This window comes from Streptomyces sp. NPDC101151, assembly GCF_044768335.1.
In the GTDB taxonomy this organism is placed as follows: domain Bacteria; phylum Actinomycetota; class Actinomycetes; order Streptomycetales; family Streptomycetaceae; genus Streptomyces.
The window spans coordinates 1-15,832 of the sequence record NZ_JBIWPP010000018.1; the positions used below are offsets into that span (position 1 = coordinate 1).

Genomic DNA, 15,832 nt, shown 5'->3' on the forward strand with positions numbered 1-15,832 from the left:
GTCGTGCCGTTCTTTTCGACGGTGGAGGGCCGGTTGCTCGACGCGTCGGAACTGGATGCGGGTTACTGGTATCGGAACCTGCGCCGGACGGTGCGTTTTGAGTCTGTGGTGGCGGAGTTGGCCGGGCAGGGTTTTGGCGTGTTCGTCGAGGTCAGTTCGCATCCGGTGCTGGCGATGAGTGTGCAGGAGACGTTGGAGGACCGGGAGCGGTCCGCGGTGGTGGCTGGTTCGCTGCGGCGGGACGAGGGCGGTCTGGACCGCTTCCTTGCCTCCGTGGCGGAGGTGTGGACGCAGGGCGTCGCGGTCGACTGGGGCCAGGTGTTCGCCGGCGCCGGTGCCTCCCGGGTCGAACTGCCGACGTATGCCTTCCAACGCCGCCGCTACTGGCTGCGGGTCGACCCCGCCGCCGCAAGCGACATGAACGCGATCGGGCTGCTCCCCACCACGCACCCGCTCCTCGGCGCGGCGATCGATCTGCCCGAGTCAGGCGAGGTCCTGTTCACCGGGCGGCTGTCGACGCGTACGCAGCCGTGGCTGCCCCAGCTGTCCGCGGGCGCGGACGGAGCCGCGCTCGTCCCCGCGGCCGCCTTCGTGGAGCTGGCGGTCCGTGCGGGCGACGAGGTCGGCTGCGACGTGCTGGAGGAGCTGACGCTCGACACCCCGCTCGTCCTCCCGGAGGACGGCGCCGTCCATCTGCGGGTGCGCGTAGGCGCACCGGACGAGTCCGGCCGCCGTACGCTCGCCGTCCATACCCGGCCGGAGCACGCGGACACACTGGACCCGGCCGTGTGGACCCGCCACGCCACGGGGGCGCTGGTCACCGGCGCCGCGCTCCCGGCGTGGGACCTGGCGGCCTGGCCCCCGGCGGACGCGGCGGCGAACCCGGTGGAGGGCGCGCCCTTCCCCGTGTGGCGCACCGCCGACGAGGTCTTCGCCGAGGTGGCCCTGCCGGCGGAGTGGCAGGCGGAGGCCGCGCGCTTCGGCCTCCACCCGGCGTTGCTGGACGCCGTGCTGGAGACGGCCCGGTTCGCCGAGTTCGCCGCCTCCGGCGACTCGGCGGACCGTACGGGGCCGGACACCGGCAGCACGCTGTGGCTGCCGTCCGTCTGGCGGGGCATGGCGCTGTACGCCGCGGGCGCCGACACCCTCCGGGTCCGGATCGCCGGCGCCGGGCCGGACTCGGTCACCGTCGGGCTCGCCGACGCCACCGGCGCCGCCGTGGCGCACGTGGACGCGCTGACCCTGACCCGCCGGGATGTCGCCGACCTGGTGGCGGAGTCGGGCGCCGAGGTGGCCGGCGGTGCGGGCACGGTGTTGGCGGTCCGCCGCCTTCCGGCGCGCAGGACGGCCGCGGCGGGCGGCGTCTCCGGCGGCCGCCATGGCGGTCAGTCCCTGACATCCCGGCTCGCCGGCCTCCCGGACGCCGAGCGGACCGTGCTCCTCACCGAGGTGGTACGGCACGAGACCGCGGCGGTCCTCGGGCATGCCTCGCCGGACACCGTCGAGTTGGGCCGGGGCTTCTTCGAGCAGGGCTTCAACTCGCTGATGTCGGTGGACCTGCGCAACCGGCTGAGCGCGGCCACCGGGCTGCGGCTGCCGACCGCGTTCCTCTTCGAATACACCATGCCCTCCGCCGTGATCTCCTACCTGCGAGCGGAGTTGGCCGGTACGGACGGCACCGGCACCGCGTCCGGCACGGCCACGGGATCCGGTACGGACGGCGCCGCGCCGGGCGGTGTCACCGCGCTGTACCGGCAGGCGTTCGCCGAGGGCCGGCACACTGCGGGCAATGAGCTGATCATGGCCGCGTCGACGCTGCGTGCCACGTTCGGCAGCAGCACCGCCGAGGACCACGTTCCGGACGCCGTCCGGCTGTCCGCGGGCGGGGCCGGACCCCGGCTGTTCTGCCTCCCGGCAGTGGTGGCGACCGCGGGACCGCAGCAGTACACGCGCTTCGCCGAGTACTTCCGGGACCGCCGGGACGTGACCGTGCTTCCACAGCCGGGATTCCTGCGCGGCGAGCTGCTCCCCGCCGACATCGACGCACTCGCGGAGCTGCACGTGCGGGCGGTGCACCGCACCGCCGGGACGGAGCCGTTCGTGCTCGTCGGGCACTCCGCCGGCGGCCAGATCGCACACGCCGTCAGCTCCCGGCTGGAGCGCCTGGGCACGCCGCCCGCCGCACTGGTCCTCCTGGACGTGCCCTGGCCGGACGACGAGGCCGACGAGAGCGTCGCCGCGGCCATGCTCGGGGTGGTCTTCGACCGCGAGGCCAAACTGGGCGGGGACATCATGAACGACACCCGCGTGACCGCCATGGGCGGTTACCACCGAATTCTCGATGCCTGGCAGCCCGAGCCCATTGAGACGCCCACTTTGCTGGTGCGTGCCACCGAGTCGATGCCGACTGCTTCCGGAGCCCCGGAGGACGGCGCGATGCTGCACGTCACCTGGAAATTGGGCCATACGGTACGAGATGTGCCGGGAAACCACTTCACCATCATCGAGGAATGCGCCGGGTCGACCGCCCGCGTTGTCGAAGAATGGCTCAATGAAATACTGTGACAGCAAAGCAAGTTGAAACGGAGTCAGTAGCTTGAAGCGCCACATCGTATTCTTCGGTGCGCCCTATCAGGGGCATGTGAACCCCACCCTGCCGGTCGTCGCCGACCTGGTGAGCCGCGGCTGCCGGATCACTTATGCGACCACAGAGCAATTTGCCAAGCAGGTGGCGGCCACCGGTGCCGAGACCATCCGCTACGAGTCCGTGTGGCCGGCCAACCGCAGCGTGCCGGCCGAACTGTCGGCCGATGAGCTGGCAAAGGGACCGGTGCAGCATCTGCGCGAGAACATCGCGGCGACGGAGGCCGTGGAGCGGGAACTCGAAGGTGACCTGCCGGATCTCGTGGTCTACGACTCGCTGATGAATTTCGCGGGCCGGGCCCTGGCCGAGAAATGGGAGCGGCCCGCCGCCCAGTCCGTGCCGCTGCTCGCGTCCAATGAGCATTTCTCGGTGCTCCAGGCGCTGGCCGGCGAGTTCCCGGCGTTCGACCCGCAGCACCCGGCTCTCGTCGAGTTCGGTACGAAGCTTGCGGAATTCCGGCTGGGGCACGGGCTCTCCGCACCCGGCCCCGCCGACTTCCTCGCCGCGGCCGAGGACCTCAATGTGGTTTTCGTGGAGAAGGAGTTCCAGCCCGCGGCGGAGACCTTCGACGACCGGTACGTGTTCGTCGGACCCGGCCTGCCCGCCCCGGCCGACCGGGATCCGTGGAGCCCGCCCGCGAGCGGTGCGCCCGTGCTGCTGATCGCCCTGGGCACGCTGTTCAACGAGCGGCCCGAGTTCTACCGCGCGTGCGTCCAGGCGTTCGCGGGGCAGCCCTGGCATGTGGTGCTGGCCACCGGCCATGTGGACCCGGCCGATCTCGGCGACCTGCCGCCCAACTTCGAGGTGCACCGCAGCGTGCCGCAGCTCGCCGTGCTGGAGCGCGCGCGGGTCTTCGTCACCCACGCGGGCCTGCGCAGCACCATGGAGGCGCTGCACTTCGGCACGCCGATGGTCTCCGTGGCACAGTCGGTGGAGCTGGACTTCACCGCACGCCGCACCGCTGAGCTGGGCCTGGGCGTGCGGATCGGCCGCGGCGAGGTCACTCCCGAGGCGCTGCGCGACGCCGTGCGCACGGCCGATGAGGACTTGGGGATCCGGGAGCGGGTCTCCGCCGTGCGGGACCGGGTCCGGGCGGCCGGCGGGGCGACCCGGGCCGCCGACGCCATCGAAGCGTATGTGCGGAGCATCTGACATGGCGGCGGACCAGTGGGCGGGCCGCACGGTCATGGTGACCGGAGGACTCGGCTTCGTCGGCTCCCACTTCGTGGAGGAGCTGCTGGACATGGGGGCCGACGTACTCTGCCTGTACCGCGGGGAGCGGCCCGAGGTCCTCGCCGAGCTGCCCGCCGTACCGGCGCTGCGGCCGCTGCGCGTGGACCTGCTCGACCACGAGGCTCTGCGGGCCGCCGCCGCGACGGCGCCGCACATCGACGCGGTTCTCCACTGCGCCACACTCGATGGCAATATGGAGTTCCTGCTCCAGCAGTCGGGCCGAATGCTGGACGAGAACATGCGCATGGTCTCCCATGTGCTGAATCTCGCACGGGATCGGCAGATAGCGGACGTGGTGCTGCTCAGCTCGGCCGAAATCTACTCGTACGACAGCACCTCGCCGATGCGTGAAGAAGACGACCACCGGCGGCACATGGAGTACACGCCGAATGGCTACCGGCTGTCCAAGATGTTCACCGAAGTACTCGCGGAGCTCTATCGCGAACAGTTCGGAATGAAGATCTATACACCGCGCCCCACGAATGTGTATGGTCCTCGTGACGACTTTGGCACGTCCACCAATCACGTCATCCCCAACATGCTCGCAAAGCTCCACTCCGGGCAGGACATCGAAATCTGGGGAGACGGCAGCCAGACCCGGACCTTCATCTATGTGAAGGATCTGGTGCTCGCGGTACTGAAGATGGTGGAGGACGGCAGGTTCCCGACTCTCAACATCGGCACGGACGAGTCGGTCTCCATTCGCGACCTGGCCCATCTCGTGGCCGAGGCGGCGGGCTGTTCGGGCCAGGTCCGGATCGACCCGGACAAACCTGTCGGCGCATCCCGGCGCGCACTGGATCTCGACAATTTCTACGCCCTGTTGGATTTCACGCCGAGATCGCTGAAGAACGGCCTGCGTGAAACCGTGCAGTGGTATCAAGAGAACTTGCAGAGGGCGATATGAAGGTTTCACTGCTGACGTTCGGCACGCGCGGCGACGTGCACCCCTTCGTCGCGCTGGGGGCCGGGCTGAAGGCCCGCGGCCACGAGGTCGATCTGGCCACCTCGACGGACTTCAAGGCCATGGTGGAGGAAGCCGGCCTGAACTTCCGGGAGATACCCGGCAGCGGTGCCGACTACTTCGCGGCACCCGCGGTCATCAAGTCGATCCGTAAGAGCCCGTCCTCCATCCGCACCGCCATGGTCATGCCCCGCCCCACTGTGGACGAGGTCGCCGACTCCCTGGAGAAGATGTACGAGGCCGGCCAGGACGCCGACTTCATGCTCAACAACCTGATCACCCGCGGCAGCGGCTACGCCGGCCCCGGCGTGCCGTGGGGCACCGTCTCCTGGTGGCCGATCACCCCGACCCGGGAGTTCCGCGCGTACAAGACGCCGGACCTGCCGCTCGGCCCGGCCTACACCCGCTTCACCCACTCCATGGCCGCCCAGCTGGAGTGGGCGTTCAACCGGCCCGCGGTCAACAGGTTCCGCGGCCGCAAGGGGCTGCCGAAGGTGAGCAAGTCGCCGGTCGGCCTGCTGGGGCACGAGCAGCCGGTGTTCTACCCGTACAGCCCGCACTTCCTGCCCCCGCCCGCCGACTGGCCCGAGCACACGCATGTGACCGGCTACTGGTATTGGCAGCGCCCGGACCGGCAGCCCCCCGCCGACCTGGTGGACTTCCTGGACAGCGGATCCAAGCCGATCGTGCTGGCACTGGGCAGCGCCTGGCCGGTGTACGGCGAGGAGACCCTCGCCCTGGTCCGTGACGCGGTACGGCACGCCAAGCGGCGGCTGATCGTGGTCGGCGGTCCCGAAGGCGACCGGCCCGACGACGAGTTCCGCGTCCAGGAGGTCGACTACGGCTGGCTCTTCCCACAGGTCGCCGCCGTCATCCACGGCGCCACCTTCGGCACCACCGCGGACGTGCTGCGATCCGGTGTGCCCCAGGTGACCGTGCCCTGCTGGGCCGACGGCCCCTACTGGGCGGACCGGCTCGCCGAGCTGGGGGTGTCCCCGGCGCCCGTCCCGTTCCAGAAGATGACCGGCGAGCAGGTGCGCGCCGCCGTGACCGCCGTGGTCGACGACCAGCGGTACACCGAGCGGGCCGCCGAACTCGGCACCAGAGTGCGTGCCGACCGCGGTGTCGAGACCGCCTGCGACCTCATCGAGGCGTGGGTGCGGCGCGCCGAAGCCTGACCCCGCCGCGCGGACGACGGCCGGTGCGATCCACCGGAACCCCGGCCTCGTACCGCGCACCCCGCACACCGCCTGCGCCCATCGTCCGCGCCCCGCCGCGCACCAGCGCGCGCCCCGAACCACACCGCCCCGCCAAGCCTTGGAGGCCCAACCCCCCATGACCACGTACGTCTGGAACTACCTGCCGGAATACGAGAAGGAGCGCGCGGAGATCCTCGACGCGGTCGAGACGGTCTTCAGCTCCGGGCAGCTGGTGCTCGGCGCCAGCGTGCGCGGCTTCGAGGAGGAGTTCGCGGCCTACCACGGCGTCCGGCACTGCACCGGCGTGGACAACGGCACCAATGCCGTCAAGCTCGCGCTGCAGTCCATCGGTGTCGGCCCCGGCGACGAGGTGATCACTGTCTCCAACACCGCGGCCCCCACCGTCATCGCCATCGACGGCGCCGGCGCCACCCCCGTGTTCGTCGACGTCAAGGCCGACGACTACCTGATGGACGTCGACCAGGTCGCCGCCGCCATCACCCCCCGCACCAAGGCCCTGCTGCCGGTGCACCTGTACGGACAGTGCGTCGACATGGCGCCCCTGGAGGCGCTCGCCGCCGAGCACGGCCTGGCCGTCGTGGAGGACTGCGCCCAGGCGCACGGTGCCCGTCACCACGGCCGCCTCGCCGGCACCATGGGCGACGTCGCCGCCTTCTCCTTCTACCCGACCAAGGTCCTGGGCGCCTATGGCGACGGCGGCGCGGTCGTCACCAACAGCGACGAGGCCGACAGCGCGCTGCGGCGGCTGCGCTACTACGGCATGGAGAAGGTCTACTACGTCGTCCAGACCCCCGGCCACAACAGCCGCCTGGACGAGGTGCAGGCCGAGATCCTGCGCCGCAAGCTGACCCGCCTCGACGAATACGTCGACGGCCGGCGCGCCGTCGCCCGCCGCTACGAGGAAGCCCTGGGCGACCTCACCGGCCCCGGCGGGCTCACTCTGCCCGCCACCAACGCCGGGAACGAGCACGTCTATTACGTGTACGTGGTGCGCCACCCCAAGCGCGACGAGATCATCGAGCGGCTCAAGGCGTACGACATCTCGCTCAACATCAGCTACCCGTGGCCGGTGCACACCATGACCGGCTTCGCCCACCTCGGGTACGCCAAGGGATCGCTGCCGGTCACCGAGGCGCTCGCCGACGAGATCTTCTCGCTGCCCATGTACCCGTCGCTGCCCTTGGACGTCCAGGACAAGGTGATCAGCGCCCTGCGTGACGTCTTGACGACGGTCTGAGGAGGAACTGCAGGTGAAGGCACTGGTGTTGTCCGGTGGCATGGGCCTGCGGCTGCGGCCGTTCAGCCATTCCGCCCCCAAGCAGCTGATCCCGCTCGCCAACAAGCCGGTCCTGGTCCATGTGATCGAGGAACTGCGGGCCATGGAGGTCACCGAGATCGGCATCGTGGTCGGGGACCGGCCCGAGAAGATCGAGGAGGTCCTCGGCGACGGCTCCGGGCTGGGCGTGCGGATCACCTACATCCGGCAGGAGGCGCCGCGCGGCCTCGCCCACTGCGTGGCGATCGCCCGGGACTTCCTGGCCGACGACGACTTCGTGATGTACCTCGGGGACAACGTCCTCACCTCGGGTGTCACGGACATGGCCAAGGAGTTCCGGGCCACCCGGCCCGCCGCCCAGGTCGTGGTGCACAAGGTGGCCGACCCGCGCGCCTTCGGAGTGGCCGAGGTCGACGACGACGGCCGCGTGATCCGGCTGGTGGAGAAGCCGGAACAGCCGGTCAGCGACCTCGCGGTGGTCGGGGTGTACTTCTTCACCCCCGCCATCCACGAGGCCGTCACCGCCATCGAGGCCAGCGCCCGCGGCGAGCTGGAGATCACCGACGCCATCCAGTGGCTGGTGACCCAGGGCGCCGAGGTGACCGCACGCACCTACACCGGCTTCTGGAAGGACGCCGGCCGGGTGGATGACGTACTCGAATGCAACCGGGAACTCCTGGACCGGCTCAAGGCGTCCGTGCACGGCGACGTCGACGGTGAGAGCGAGCTGATCGGCGGTGTGGTGATCGAAGAGGGCGCGCGGATCGTCCGCTCCCGGATCATCGGCCCGGTGGTGGTGGGCGCCGACGCGGTGGTCGAGGACAGCTCCATCGGCCCGCACACCGCGATCGGCCGCGGCTGCCTGCTGCGCGACGCGGAGGTCAGCAACACGATCGTGCTGGAAGGCGCCAGTGTGCAGGGCGTGGGCGCGGTGCACGCCTCCGTGATCGGCCGCGAGGCCAGCGTCACCTCCGCCCCGGCCGACGGCGCCGCCCACCGGCTGATCGTCGGCGACCACGCCCGGGTCGAGGTGGCTGCATGAGGATCCTGGTGACCGGGGGCGCCGGGTTCATCGGTTCGTGGTACGTCCGCACCCTGCTGGACGGCGGTTACCTCGGCTACGAGCAGGCCGAGGTGACCGTACTGGACAAGCTCACCTATGCCGGCAACCGCGGCAACCTGCCAGAGCGGCACGAGCGGCTGACCTTCGTCCAGGGCGACATCTGTGATCTGCCGCTGCTGCTGGATCTGCTGCCCGGCCACGACGCGGTGGTGCACTTCGCCGCAGAGTCGCATGTGGACCGCTCCATCGACGACGCGGCCGCCTTCGTGACCACCAACGTCGTCGGCACCCAGCAGCTGATGGAGGCGTGCCGGCGCACCGGAGTGCGGCGGGTGGTCCACGTCTCCACCGACGAGGTGTACGGCTCCATCGAGTCCGGCTCGTGGACCGAGGAGTGGCCCCTCGCGCCCAACTCCCCGTACGCCGCCTCCAAGGCGGGCAGCGATCTGATCGCACGCGCCTACTGGCACACCCACGGCCTGGACGTGTCCATCACCCGCTGCTCCAACAACTACGGTCCGTACCAGCACCCCGAGAAGCTCATCCCGCTGTTCGTCACCAATCTGCTGGCGGGGGAGCCGGTTCCGCTGTACGGCGACGGCTCCAACATCCGGGAATGGCTGCACGTCAGCGACCACTGCGCCGCCATCCACCTGGTCCTCACCAAGGGGCGGGCCGGGGCGGTCTACAACATCGGCGGCGGCAACGAGCGGACCAACCGGCAGATCACCGACGTACTGCTCCAGCTGTGCGACGCACCGCCGGAGCTGGTGCGGCTGGTCGCCGACCGCAAGGGCCACGACCTGCGCTACTCCCTGGACGACAGCAAGATCCGCGATGAGCTGGGATACGCCCCGGCCGTTCCCTTCGAGGAGGGACTGGCCGCCACCGTGGCCTGGTACCGGGAGAACCCGCAGTGGTGGGCGCCGAAGGACCGCACGGGGGTGGCGGGATGACGGGCGCGGCCCGCACCGGCGCGTTGCTGCCGGCGGAGGACCCCGCCCTGCCCCGGCGGCTGGCCGCCTCGGCGCGGGCCGTGGACGGGGTGCTGCCGCCCACCGGGACCTTCGACGACTGGCTGGAGGAGCGGCGCCGGGCACACCCGTTCCGCGTGGACCGGGTGCCGTTCGCCGAGGCGGACGGCTGGAGCTTCGCAGCGGACACCGGGAACCTGGTGCACCGCACCGGGCGGTTCTTCAGCGTCGAGGGGCTGCGCATCACAGCGGCCGACGGCCCGTACGGGCAGTGGGACCAGCCGATCATCCGGCAGCCCGAGGTGGGCATCCTCGGCATCCTGGTGAAGGACTTCGGCGGGGTACCCCATTTCCTGATGCAGGCCAAGATGGAGCCGGGCAATCCCAATCTGCTTCAGCTCTCGCCGACGGTCCAGGCCACCCGCAGCAACTACACCCGGGTGCACCAGGGCTCGCCGGTCCGCCACATCGAGCACTTCGTCGGACCGCGGCGCGGCCGGGTCATCGCCGATGTCCTCCAGTCCGAGCACGGCGCGTGGTTCTACCGCAAGAACAACCGCAACATGCTGGTGGAGACCGATGAGGACGTACCGGCCGGCGACGACTTCCGCTGGCTCACACTGGGTCAGATCAATGAACTGCTGACCCGGGACAACGTCGTCAACATGGACGCCCGCACGGTGCTGTCCTGCCTGACGCCGTTCCTGCCCGGTCGCCCGGAGGCGGCGGCCGACGGCGCGCACACCCCGACACCCGAGCTGCTGAGCTGGTTCACCGGGCAGCGCAGCGACCGGGACGTGGAGGTGTCCCGGATCCCGCTGCGCGAGACGGCGGGCTGGGAGCGGGACGAGGCGCGGATCACGCGCCCGGACGGCCGCTACTTCGACGTGGTGGCGGTCTCGGTGCAGGCCGGCAGCCGGGAGGTGGCCCGCTGGAGCCAGCCGCTGTTCGCGCCCCGCGGACCGGGCGTGATCGCCTTCGTGGTAAGGGAGTTCGGCGGCGTCCCGCATGTGCTGATGCGGGCCAGGGCCGAACCCGGCTTCCGCGAGACGGTGGAGCTCGGGCCGACCGTGCAGTGCGTACCGGAGAACCATGACCCGGCCGAGCGGCCACCGCTGCTGGACTACGTGCTGGCCGCCGAACCGGAGCGGATCCGGTACGACGCGCTGCACTCGGAAGAGGGCGGACGGTTCCTGAACGCCGTGGGGCGCCACCTCATCGTCGAGGCGGACGACGCGCACCCGGTGCAACCGCCGCCGGACTGCGCCTGGTTCAGCTTCGATCAGCTGGGCGCGCTGCTGCGGCACGGCAACTACGTCAGCGTGCAGGCGCGCACCCTGCTCGCCTGCTGGAACACCATGCGCACCACCCGCTAGCCGGCGGTCCCGGTGGGGCGCCGTGGCACCCCACCGGAACCGCCGGTCAGGAACACCCGTCAGGAACACCGGTCACGAGAGGTCTTTGTCCGCATGCAGCACGCCGTGCCGCTCCGTGTAGCCCTCGCCCGTCTCCGGGCAGCGGAACCGGCCGTCGCCCTCGTCCTCGAGCGGTACCCCGGCGCGTCCCACCCACCTGATCCGGCGGGCCGGCACTCCGGCGACCAGGGCGTGGTCGGGTACGTCCCGGGTCACCACCGAACCCGCCGCGACCATGGCCCAGCGGCCGATCGTCACGGGCGCCACGCACACCGCGCGGGCACCTATGGAGGCTCCCTGACGGACGATCACACCCACCGGCGTCCAGTCGTCCGGGCCCTTCGGCCGCTCCTCGGGCGTGATGGCGCGCGGATGCGGGTCGTTGGTGAACACCACCGCGGGGCCGATGAAGACGCCGTCCGCGACCTGGGCGGGCTCGTAGACCAGGGCGTGGTTCTGCACCTTGCAGTTGTCCCCGAGCGTCGCTCCGGGGCCGATGTAGACCCCGCGGCCGATGTTGCAGTTCCGGCCGACTCTGGCGTCCTCCCGTATGTGGGACAGTCCCCAGACCGATGTTCCGTCACCGACCTCGGCTTTCTCGTCCACCTCTGCGGTGGGGTGAATGTACGCAGCCACTGCGCCTCCTCCACTCGGGAGCGCCAGAGCATAGCCTCAACCGCATTGTGGTTGAGATCACAGCCCCGCAAGGTTTCTCCCGGAGGCCGTAAATGATCACTGTGGGTGAACGGGACGGATGGTGCCGGGCGTTGATTGCGGGGATGAACCACCGCATCGCCGAGAGCCCCGGTTACTTTCTGTTGCCATATTTGTAGCAGAGTTGCCACATGCGCTGATGCTAATATTTGGGTCGGCTCCGGAGCCGCTTGACATGAAGCTGACGTGCGATTTAGCTGGTCAATAGCTGCCGACATATTCAGGCACGGGGGAACAGGTTCTGGCACGGGGTAGGGATTTAACATTCAACGGGGTCTTTGTTCGGCCTTCCGTATACGTCAAATCCTTTCGTAGTGCGCCGCCGAAGTTCACCCCTCCTTGCCTTCACGTGACCGTACCGAAAGGATTCCAGAATGCGGGTTGAGGGTGTTCACATTGACTCTATCGGGGTTTATCTTCCTGACTGGGTGAGTGTCGACGACGCGCCGGGGATCGGCGAGTACCAGCTCGGCGAGTTCAAGGCGGCCGGCCTGACCGGCACCCATGTCGCTGGTGATGAACCCGCCGTTGACATGGCAGTTCGTGCCGCCCGCAGCGCCATCGAGCGGTCCGCCGCCGACACCGCCGCGATCGACGCACACATTCACGGCAGCGTGTACTACCAGGTTCCCGAGGGTGCCTACGCCCCCGGCTACATCCTTCGCGAACTGGGCGCCGGGAACATTCCCTCCTTCGATGTCCACCAGGGTTGCAATGGTCTTCTCGGCGCCCTCGAGGTGGGTATCGGACAGTTGACCGGTGCCGCTCGGCGGGACCGTGTGCTCCTGACCACGGCATCGAACTTCACCACCCCGCTCTTCAATCGGTGGAACGATTTCGGTACCTCTTCCATCTATTCGGACGGTGCCGCCGCTGCGGTGATCAGCAGTGCCGCTGGATTCGCTCAGGTGCGTTCTCTGAATTCTGGCACGCTGCATGAGATCGAGAAGTGGCACCGTGGTGAGGAGTCGCTTCTTCCGCCCCGTGGAGAGGCGGAAAAGCACTTCAACATGGGCGAGCGTTCGCAGCATTTCGTCGACAACGTCATGGGCTTCGCCCAGCTTTTCGAGGCTTTCTTCAAGTTCGATCTCGGCGTCATCAACGAATCGCTGAACGACGCCGGTGTGACGGCTGAAGAGATCTCCAAGGTCATCACCATCAACGTCGACACACGCATGGTCGAGCAGGCCCTCATGCGACCGCTCGGAATTCCGATGGACCGGCTCTGCGCGGAGTACGGGAACAAGGTCGGACACTCCGGCGGCGCCGACATCTTCATCACCCTGGAGCACCTGGCGCGGACCGGCGAGCTGCGGCCCGGCGACAACGTCCTCATGACCTCCCAGGGCCCCGGCTGGATCTGCTCGTCGGCCGTCCTCACCGTCACCGGGGAGCCGTCGTGGAGCGACGCCCGGTGAGGCCCGACCAGGACGCCGTCCGCGAGACGGTCAAACACATCGTCGTCACCGAGGCCCGCGCCGCCGTCGAACCCTCCCGGGTGCCGGACGGCGAACCGCTCGACGGCGAGCTGCTCAAGGTCAGTTCGATGGGCCTGCTCGGTATCCTCACACGGCTGGAGGACGAGTTCGGCGCCGCGCTGCCGGACGACCTCTTCGCCGGCCGCAGCCTGAAGACGGTCCAGGACCTCATCGACCTGGTGACGGGCCCCGTCGAGGGGGCGGTGTGACCGAGCCCGCCCACACCGTCCGCGCCGAACTGCTCGACTGCCTCCAGGTCAACCTCGCCCTGGTCGCGGACCGCCACCACGGCACCGGCACCCATCTGAGGCTGGGCGCGCGCCTGCGCTTCGCACCCCGCCCGGGTGAGCAGGCCCTGCCCACCACCGAACCCACCCTCGCCGACCACCTCACGGACGCCGAGGACCTGCTCGGCCTGGTCGTCACCGACCACCGGCAGGGGGTGCGGGGCGCCGAACTCGCCGCTGTCACCGGGCCTGTCTACGTGGTCGCCGACGCCTACCACCTGCCCTGGGTGCCGTACCACGGCACCAAGCACGTCGAGCACAGCTTCCTCGTCGAGCCCGTCGGCGAGCCCGGCAGCGACGCACTCGCCGTCGAGGACGCCTACCACAACGACACCCAGTGGGGCCGGGCGCGCCCCGTCCGCCTCACGTACGGCCGCGCCGAACTGGCCGCCTTCGTGGACGCCGTCCCCGGCGGGGTCGAGGTCCTGCGGCTGGACGCCAAACCGCTGGGCCCCGCGCCCGAGCCGGTGGCCGAGCCGGACCCGGCACGGGCCGAGGACTATCTGCGGCGCTACCTCGAGCACCCCGAACGGGCCGTGGCGCTTGAGCGGTTCACCCTGGAGACGTGGCTGCTCGCCCGCGCCAGGCGGCTGCACGCGGAGTACGCCCACGGCGGCACGGCCGGGCTCCCGCAGCCGGTCGCCGAACACCTGGCACGCTGGGACGGCGTCGTCGAGCACGCCTACCTGGCGTACCGCCGGGTCGCCCGCGGCCGCGCCGAGCCGCCCGAACTGCTCACCAGGGCCGGTGAGTTGCTCCACGCCGACGCCGAGGTCTTCGGCGGTGCCGCTCCCCGGGCGACGGCCGGGCCGGCGGCGGCGCCCAGCGGCGGACCGCCGCCGTACGCCGCCGTGCGCACCGTGGTCGCCTCCGTCCTCGGCGTGGCCGAGGCCTCGCTGCCGGACGGGGAGCTGACCGTGCTGCCGGCCTTCACCTCGCTCCGCATGGTCGAGATCGTCGAGCGCCTGGAGACCGAGTTCGCGGTGGAGTTCCCGCCCGCCGACCTGGTGCCCGAGAAGCTGCACCGGATCGACGACCTCGCCGACCTGGTGCGCCGCGCCCTCGCCGTCGCACAGCCGAAACCCCTCTGAAAGGCGCTGGACTTCCGTGGACGCCCGTTTCATCGAACTACTGACCCCCTTCCTGCCGTACCTGAACGACCGGGACCTCACCGTCGACACCCCGCTGCGCGAGTACGGCCTGGACTCCATGCAGGCCATCGAGCTGATGTTCGCCGTGGAGGACACCTTCGGGGTGGAGCTGCCCGACGAACTGCTCACCGAGGAGACCTTCAGCACCGCGGGCAAGCTGTGGGCCGCGGTCTCCGGTGCCCTGCCCGACCAGGCGGGTACGGCGGTGGACGCCGGATGAGCGCGGCCGCGGGCGCCCCGCAGGGCATGCGTCCCGACCTCGCCGCCGCCGTCGAACAGGTCCGTGCCCAGGCGGAGAAGCACGCCGACGCCACGGACGAGGCCGCCGAGTTCCCCGTCGCCGTACTGGAGGAGCTGCGCGCCACCGGTCTGCTCGGGCTGCTGGTGCCGGCCGAGCACGGCGGGCTCGGCGGCGACATCGACGACGTGCTCGACGTCAGCATCGCCCTCGGCCGCGCCGACATGTCGGTGGCGATGATCTACTCCATGCACTGCCAGCAGGTGGCGGGCATCGTGAACCACGCCGGCGAACGCCTTGCCGGTGAACTGCTGCCGCAGATCGCCGCGGGCCGGTCCTACCTGGCATCGGTGACCACGGAGGCCGGCAAGGGCGGCCATCTGCTGACCGCGAGCGCCGAACTCACCGCCGAACCCGGCTGGCTGGACATCGACCGGTTCGCGCCGATCGTCACCGGCGGTCTGCACGCCGACGGCTTCCTGATCACCATGCGCAGCCCCGAGTCCCGTTCCCCCAACGAGGTCTCCCTCGTCTACGCGCACCGCGACCAGCTCGAGATCAAGCCGTCGGGGGAGTGGAACCCGCTCGGCATGCGGGCCAGCCACAGCACCGCGCTGCACCTGACCGGCCGTGTTCCGGAGCACCAGGTCGTCGGCGAGCACGGGCAGTTCCGCACGATCGTGCTCAACACCTTCGGCCCCCTGGCCCACCTCGGCTGGTCGGCCAGCTGGCTGGGCACCGCCGGGGGTGCCCTGTCCCGGGTGCTGCGGATGCTCCGCAGCCCCGCCGGGCGCAAGGGCACCAACCTCGACTCCGAGCTGCTGCTGACCCGGCTCTCCCGGGCCCGCCAGCGGCTGGACACCGTGCACGCCCTGCTGCGGCACACCGCCGCCACGCTCGCCCAGGTACGGGCGGACGGCGACGACCTGTCCCGCCCCCGCTACCAGCTGCTGATCAACGCCCTCAAGATCACCGCTTCGGAGGAGTGCTACCGGGCCGTCGAGGACCTGATCGACGCGGTGGGGTTGCGCCACGGCTACCTCAAGGGGGGCCCGACCGGCCTGGAGCGGTCCCTGCGCGATCTGCGGTCCGCGGCCCTGAACTACAACAACGACCGGCTGCAGCAGGCGGACGGCAAGCTCGCGCTGCTCGACCCGGAGGTCCGTTTTGCGTGA

Annotated in this window: 14 protein-coding genes; 13 read left to right on the top strand and 1 reads right to left on the bottom strand. The window is 70.2% G+C overall.

Annotated features, from left to right (window positions below; all coding sequences use genetic code 11):
• The 8 genes from ACIRU3_RS28380 to ACIRU3_RS28415 form a co-directional block, all read left to right on the top strand.
• Positions 1-2,565 (top strand): alpha/beta fold hydrolase (locus ACIRU3_RS28380; protein ID WP_404061804.1); only part of this gene is annotated, 2,565 nt, incomplete at its 5' end.
• A 31-nt stretch (positions 2,566-2,596) separates the two neighbouring features.
• Entirely contained in the window at positions 2,597-3,796 is a 1,200-nt protein-coding gene (locus ACIRU3_RS28385; protein ID WP_404061806.1) for a macrolide family glycosyltransferase, read from the top strand.
• 1 nt (position 3,797) lies between these two features.
• Positions 3,798-4,784 carry an NAD-dependent epimerase/dehydratase family protein gene (locus ACIRU3_RS28390; RefSeq protein ID WP_404061809.1) on the top strand — a complete coding sequence of 329 codons (987 nt, stop codon included), beginning with the start codon at positions 3,798-3,800 and terminating at the stop codon, positions 4,782-4,784.
• Positions 4,781-6,019, top strand: coding sequence for a glycosyltransferase (locus tag ACIRU3_RS28395; RefSeq protein WP_404061811.1), 1,239 nt, complete (start codon positions 4,781-4,783; stop codon positions 6,017-6,019). Before ACIRU3_RS28390 ends, ACIRU3_RS28395 begins: the two co-directional genes overlap by 4 nt.
• Before the next feature lie 157 nt (positions 6,020-6,176).
• Complete coding sequence (locus tag ACIRU3_RS28400) at positions 6,177-7,298, top strand: DegT/DnrJ/EryC1/StrS family aminotransferase (RefSeq protein WP_404061814.1); 1,122 nt, start codon at positions 6,177-6,179, stop codon at positions 7,296-7,298.
• 13 nt (positions 7,299-7,311) lie between these two features.
• The gene (locus ACIRU3_RS28405; protein ID WP_404061816.1) at positions 7,312-8,379 is read left to right on the top strand and encodes a glucose-1-phosphate thymidylyltransferase; all 1,068 of its coding nucleotides are present in this window, start codon (positions 7,312-7,314) and stop codon (positions 8,377-8,379) included.
• Positions 8,376-9,356: a dTDP-glucose 4,6-dehydratase gene (rfbB, locus tag ACIRU3_RS28410; RefSeq protein ID WP_404061818.1), complete on the top strand. Its 981-nt coding sequence runs from the start codon at positions 8,376-8,378 to the stop codon at positions 9,354-9,356. The genes ACIRU3_RS28405 and rfbB overlap by 4 nt, the downstream gene beginning before the upstream one ends.
• Positions 9,353-10,750, top strand: coding sequence for an NDP-hexose 2,3-dehydratase family protein (locus tag ACIRU3_RS28415; protein ID WP_404061821.1), 1,398 nt, complete (start codon positions 9,353-9,355; stop codon positions 10,748-10,750). Before rfbB ends, ACIRU3_RS28415 begins: the two co-directional genes overlap by 4 nt.
• Positions 10,751-10,822: 72 nt before the next feature.
• On the opposite strand, the gene ACIRU3_RS28420 is transcribed toward ACIRU3_RS28415, so the two are convergent.
• Positions 10,823-11,425: an acyltransferase gene (locus ACIRU3_RS28420; protein WP_404061823.1), complete on the bottom strand. Its 603-nt coding sequence runs from the start codon at positions 11,423-11,425 to the stop codon at positions 10,823-10,825.
• A 506-nt stretch (positions 11,426-11,931) separates the two neighbouring features.
• On the opposite strand from ACIRU3_RS28420, the gene ACIRU3_RS28425 reads away from it, so the two are divergent.
• Genes ACIRU3_RS28425 through ACIRU3_RS28445 form a run of 5 tightly spaced genes read left to right on the top strand, consistent with a single transcriptional unit; the run spans position 11,932 to position 15,832 of the window.
• Positions 11,932-12,921, top strand: coding sequence for a 3-oxoacyl-[acyl-carrier-protein] synthase III C-terminal domain-containing protein (locus ACIRU3_RS28425; protein WP_404061826.1), 990 nt, complete (start codon positions 11,932-11,934; stop codon positions 12,919-12,921).
• Positions 12,903-13,190: an acyl carrier protein gene (locus ACIRU3_RS28430; protein ID WP_404061829.1), complete on the top strand. Its 288-nt coding sequence runs from the start codon at positions 12,903-12,905 to the stop codon at positions 13,188-13,190. Before ACIRU3_RS28425 ends, ACIRU3_RS28430 begins: the two co-directional genes overlap by 19 nt.
• A complete protein-coding gene (locus tag ACIRU3_RS28435; RefSeq protein WP_404061832.1) occupies positions 13,187-14,359 on the top strand; it encodes an acyl carrier protein in 1,173 nt (390 codons plus the stop codon). The genes ACIRU3_RS28430 and ACIRU3_RS28435 overlap by 4 nt, the downstream gene beginning before the upstream one ends.
• 16 nt (positions 14,360-14,375) lie before the next feature.
• Entirely contained in the window at positions 14,376-14,639 is a 264-nt protein-coding gene (locus tag ACIRU3_RS28440; RefSeq protein ID WP_404061835.1) for a phosphopantetheine-binding protein, read from the top strand.
• Positions 14,636-15,832: an acyl-CoA dehydrogenase family protein gene (locus tag ACIRU3_RS28445; protein WP_404061838.1), complete on the top strand. Its 1,197-nt coding sequence runs from the start codon at positions 14,636-14,638 to the stop codon at positions 15,830-15,832. The genes ACIRU3_RS28440 and ACIRU3_RS28445 overlap by 4 nt, the downstream gene beginning before the upstream one ends.

Coding starts and splice junctions, on each gene's coding strand:
- ACIRU3_RS28400 (WP_404061814.1), top strand. CDS start 6,177: ATGACCACGTACGTCTGGAACTACCTGCCGGAATACGAGAAGGAGCGC.
- ACIRU3_RS28395 (WP_404061811.1), top strand. CDS start 4,781: ATGAAGGTTTCACTGCTGACGTTCGGCACGCGCGGCGACGTGCACCCC.
- ACIRU3_RS28445 (WP_404061838.1), top strand. CDS start 14,636: ATGAGCGCGGCCGCGGGCGCCCCGCAGGGCATGCGTCCCGACCTCGCC.
- rfbB (WP_404061818.1), top strand. CDS start 8,376: ATGAGGATCCTGGTGACCGGGGGCGCCGGGTTCATCGGTTCGTGGTAC.
- ACIRU3_RS28415 (WP_404061821.1), top strand. CDS start 9,353: ATGACGGGCGCGGCCCGCACCGGCGCGTTGCTGCCGGCGGAGGACCCC.
- ACIRU3_RS28390 (WP_404061809.1), top strand. CDS start 3,798: ATGGCGGCGGACCAGTGGGCGGGCCGCACGGTCATGGTGACCGGAGGA.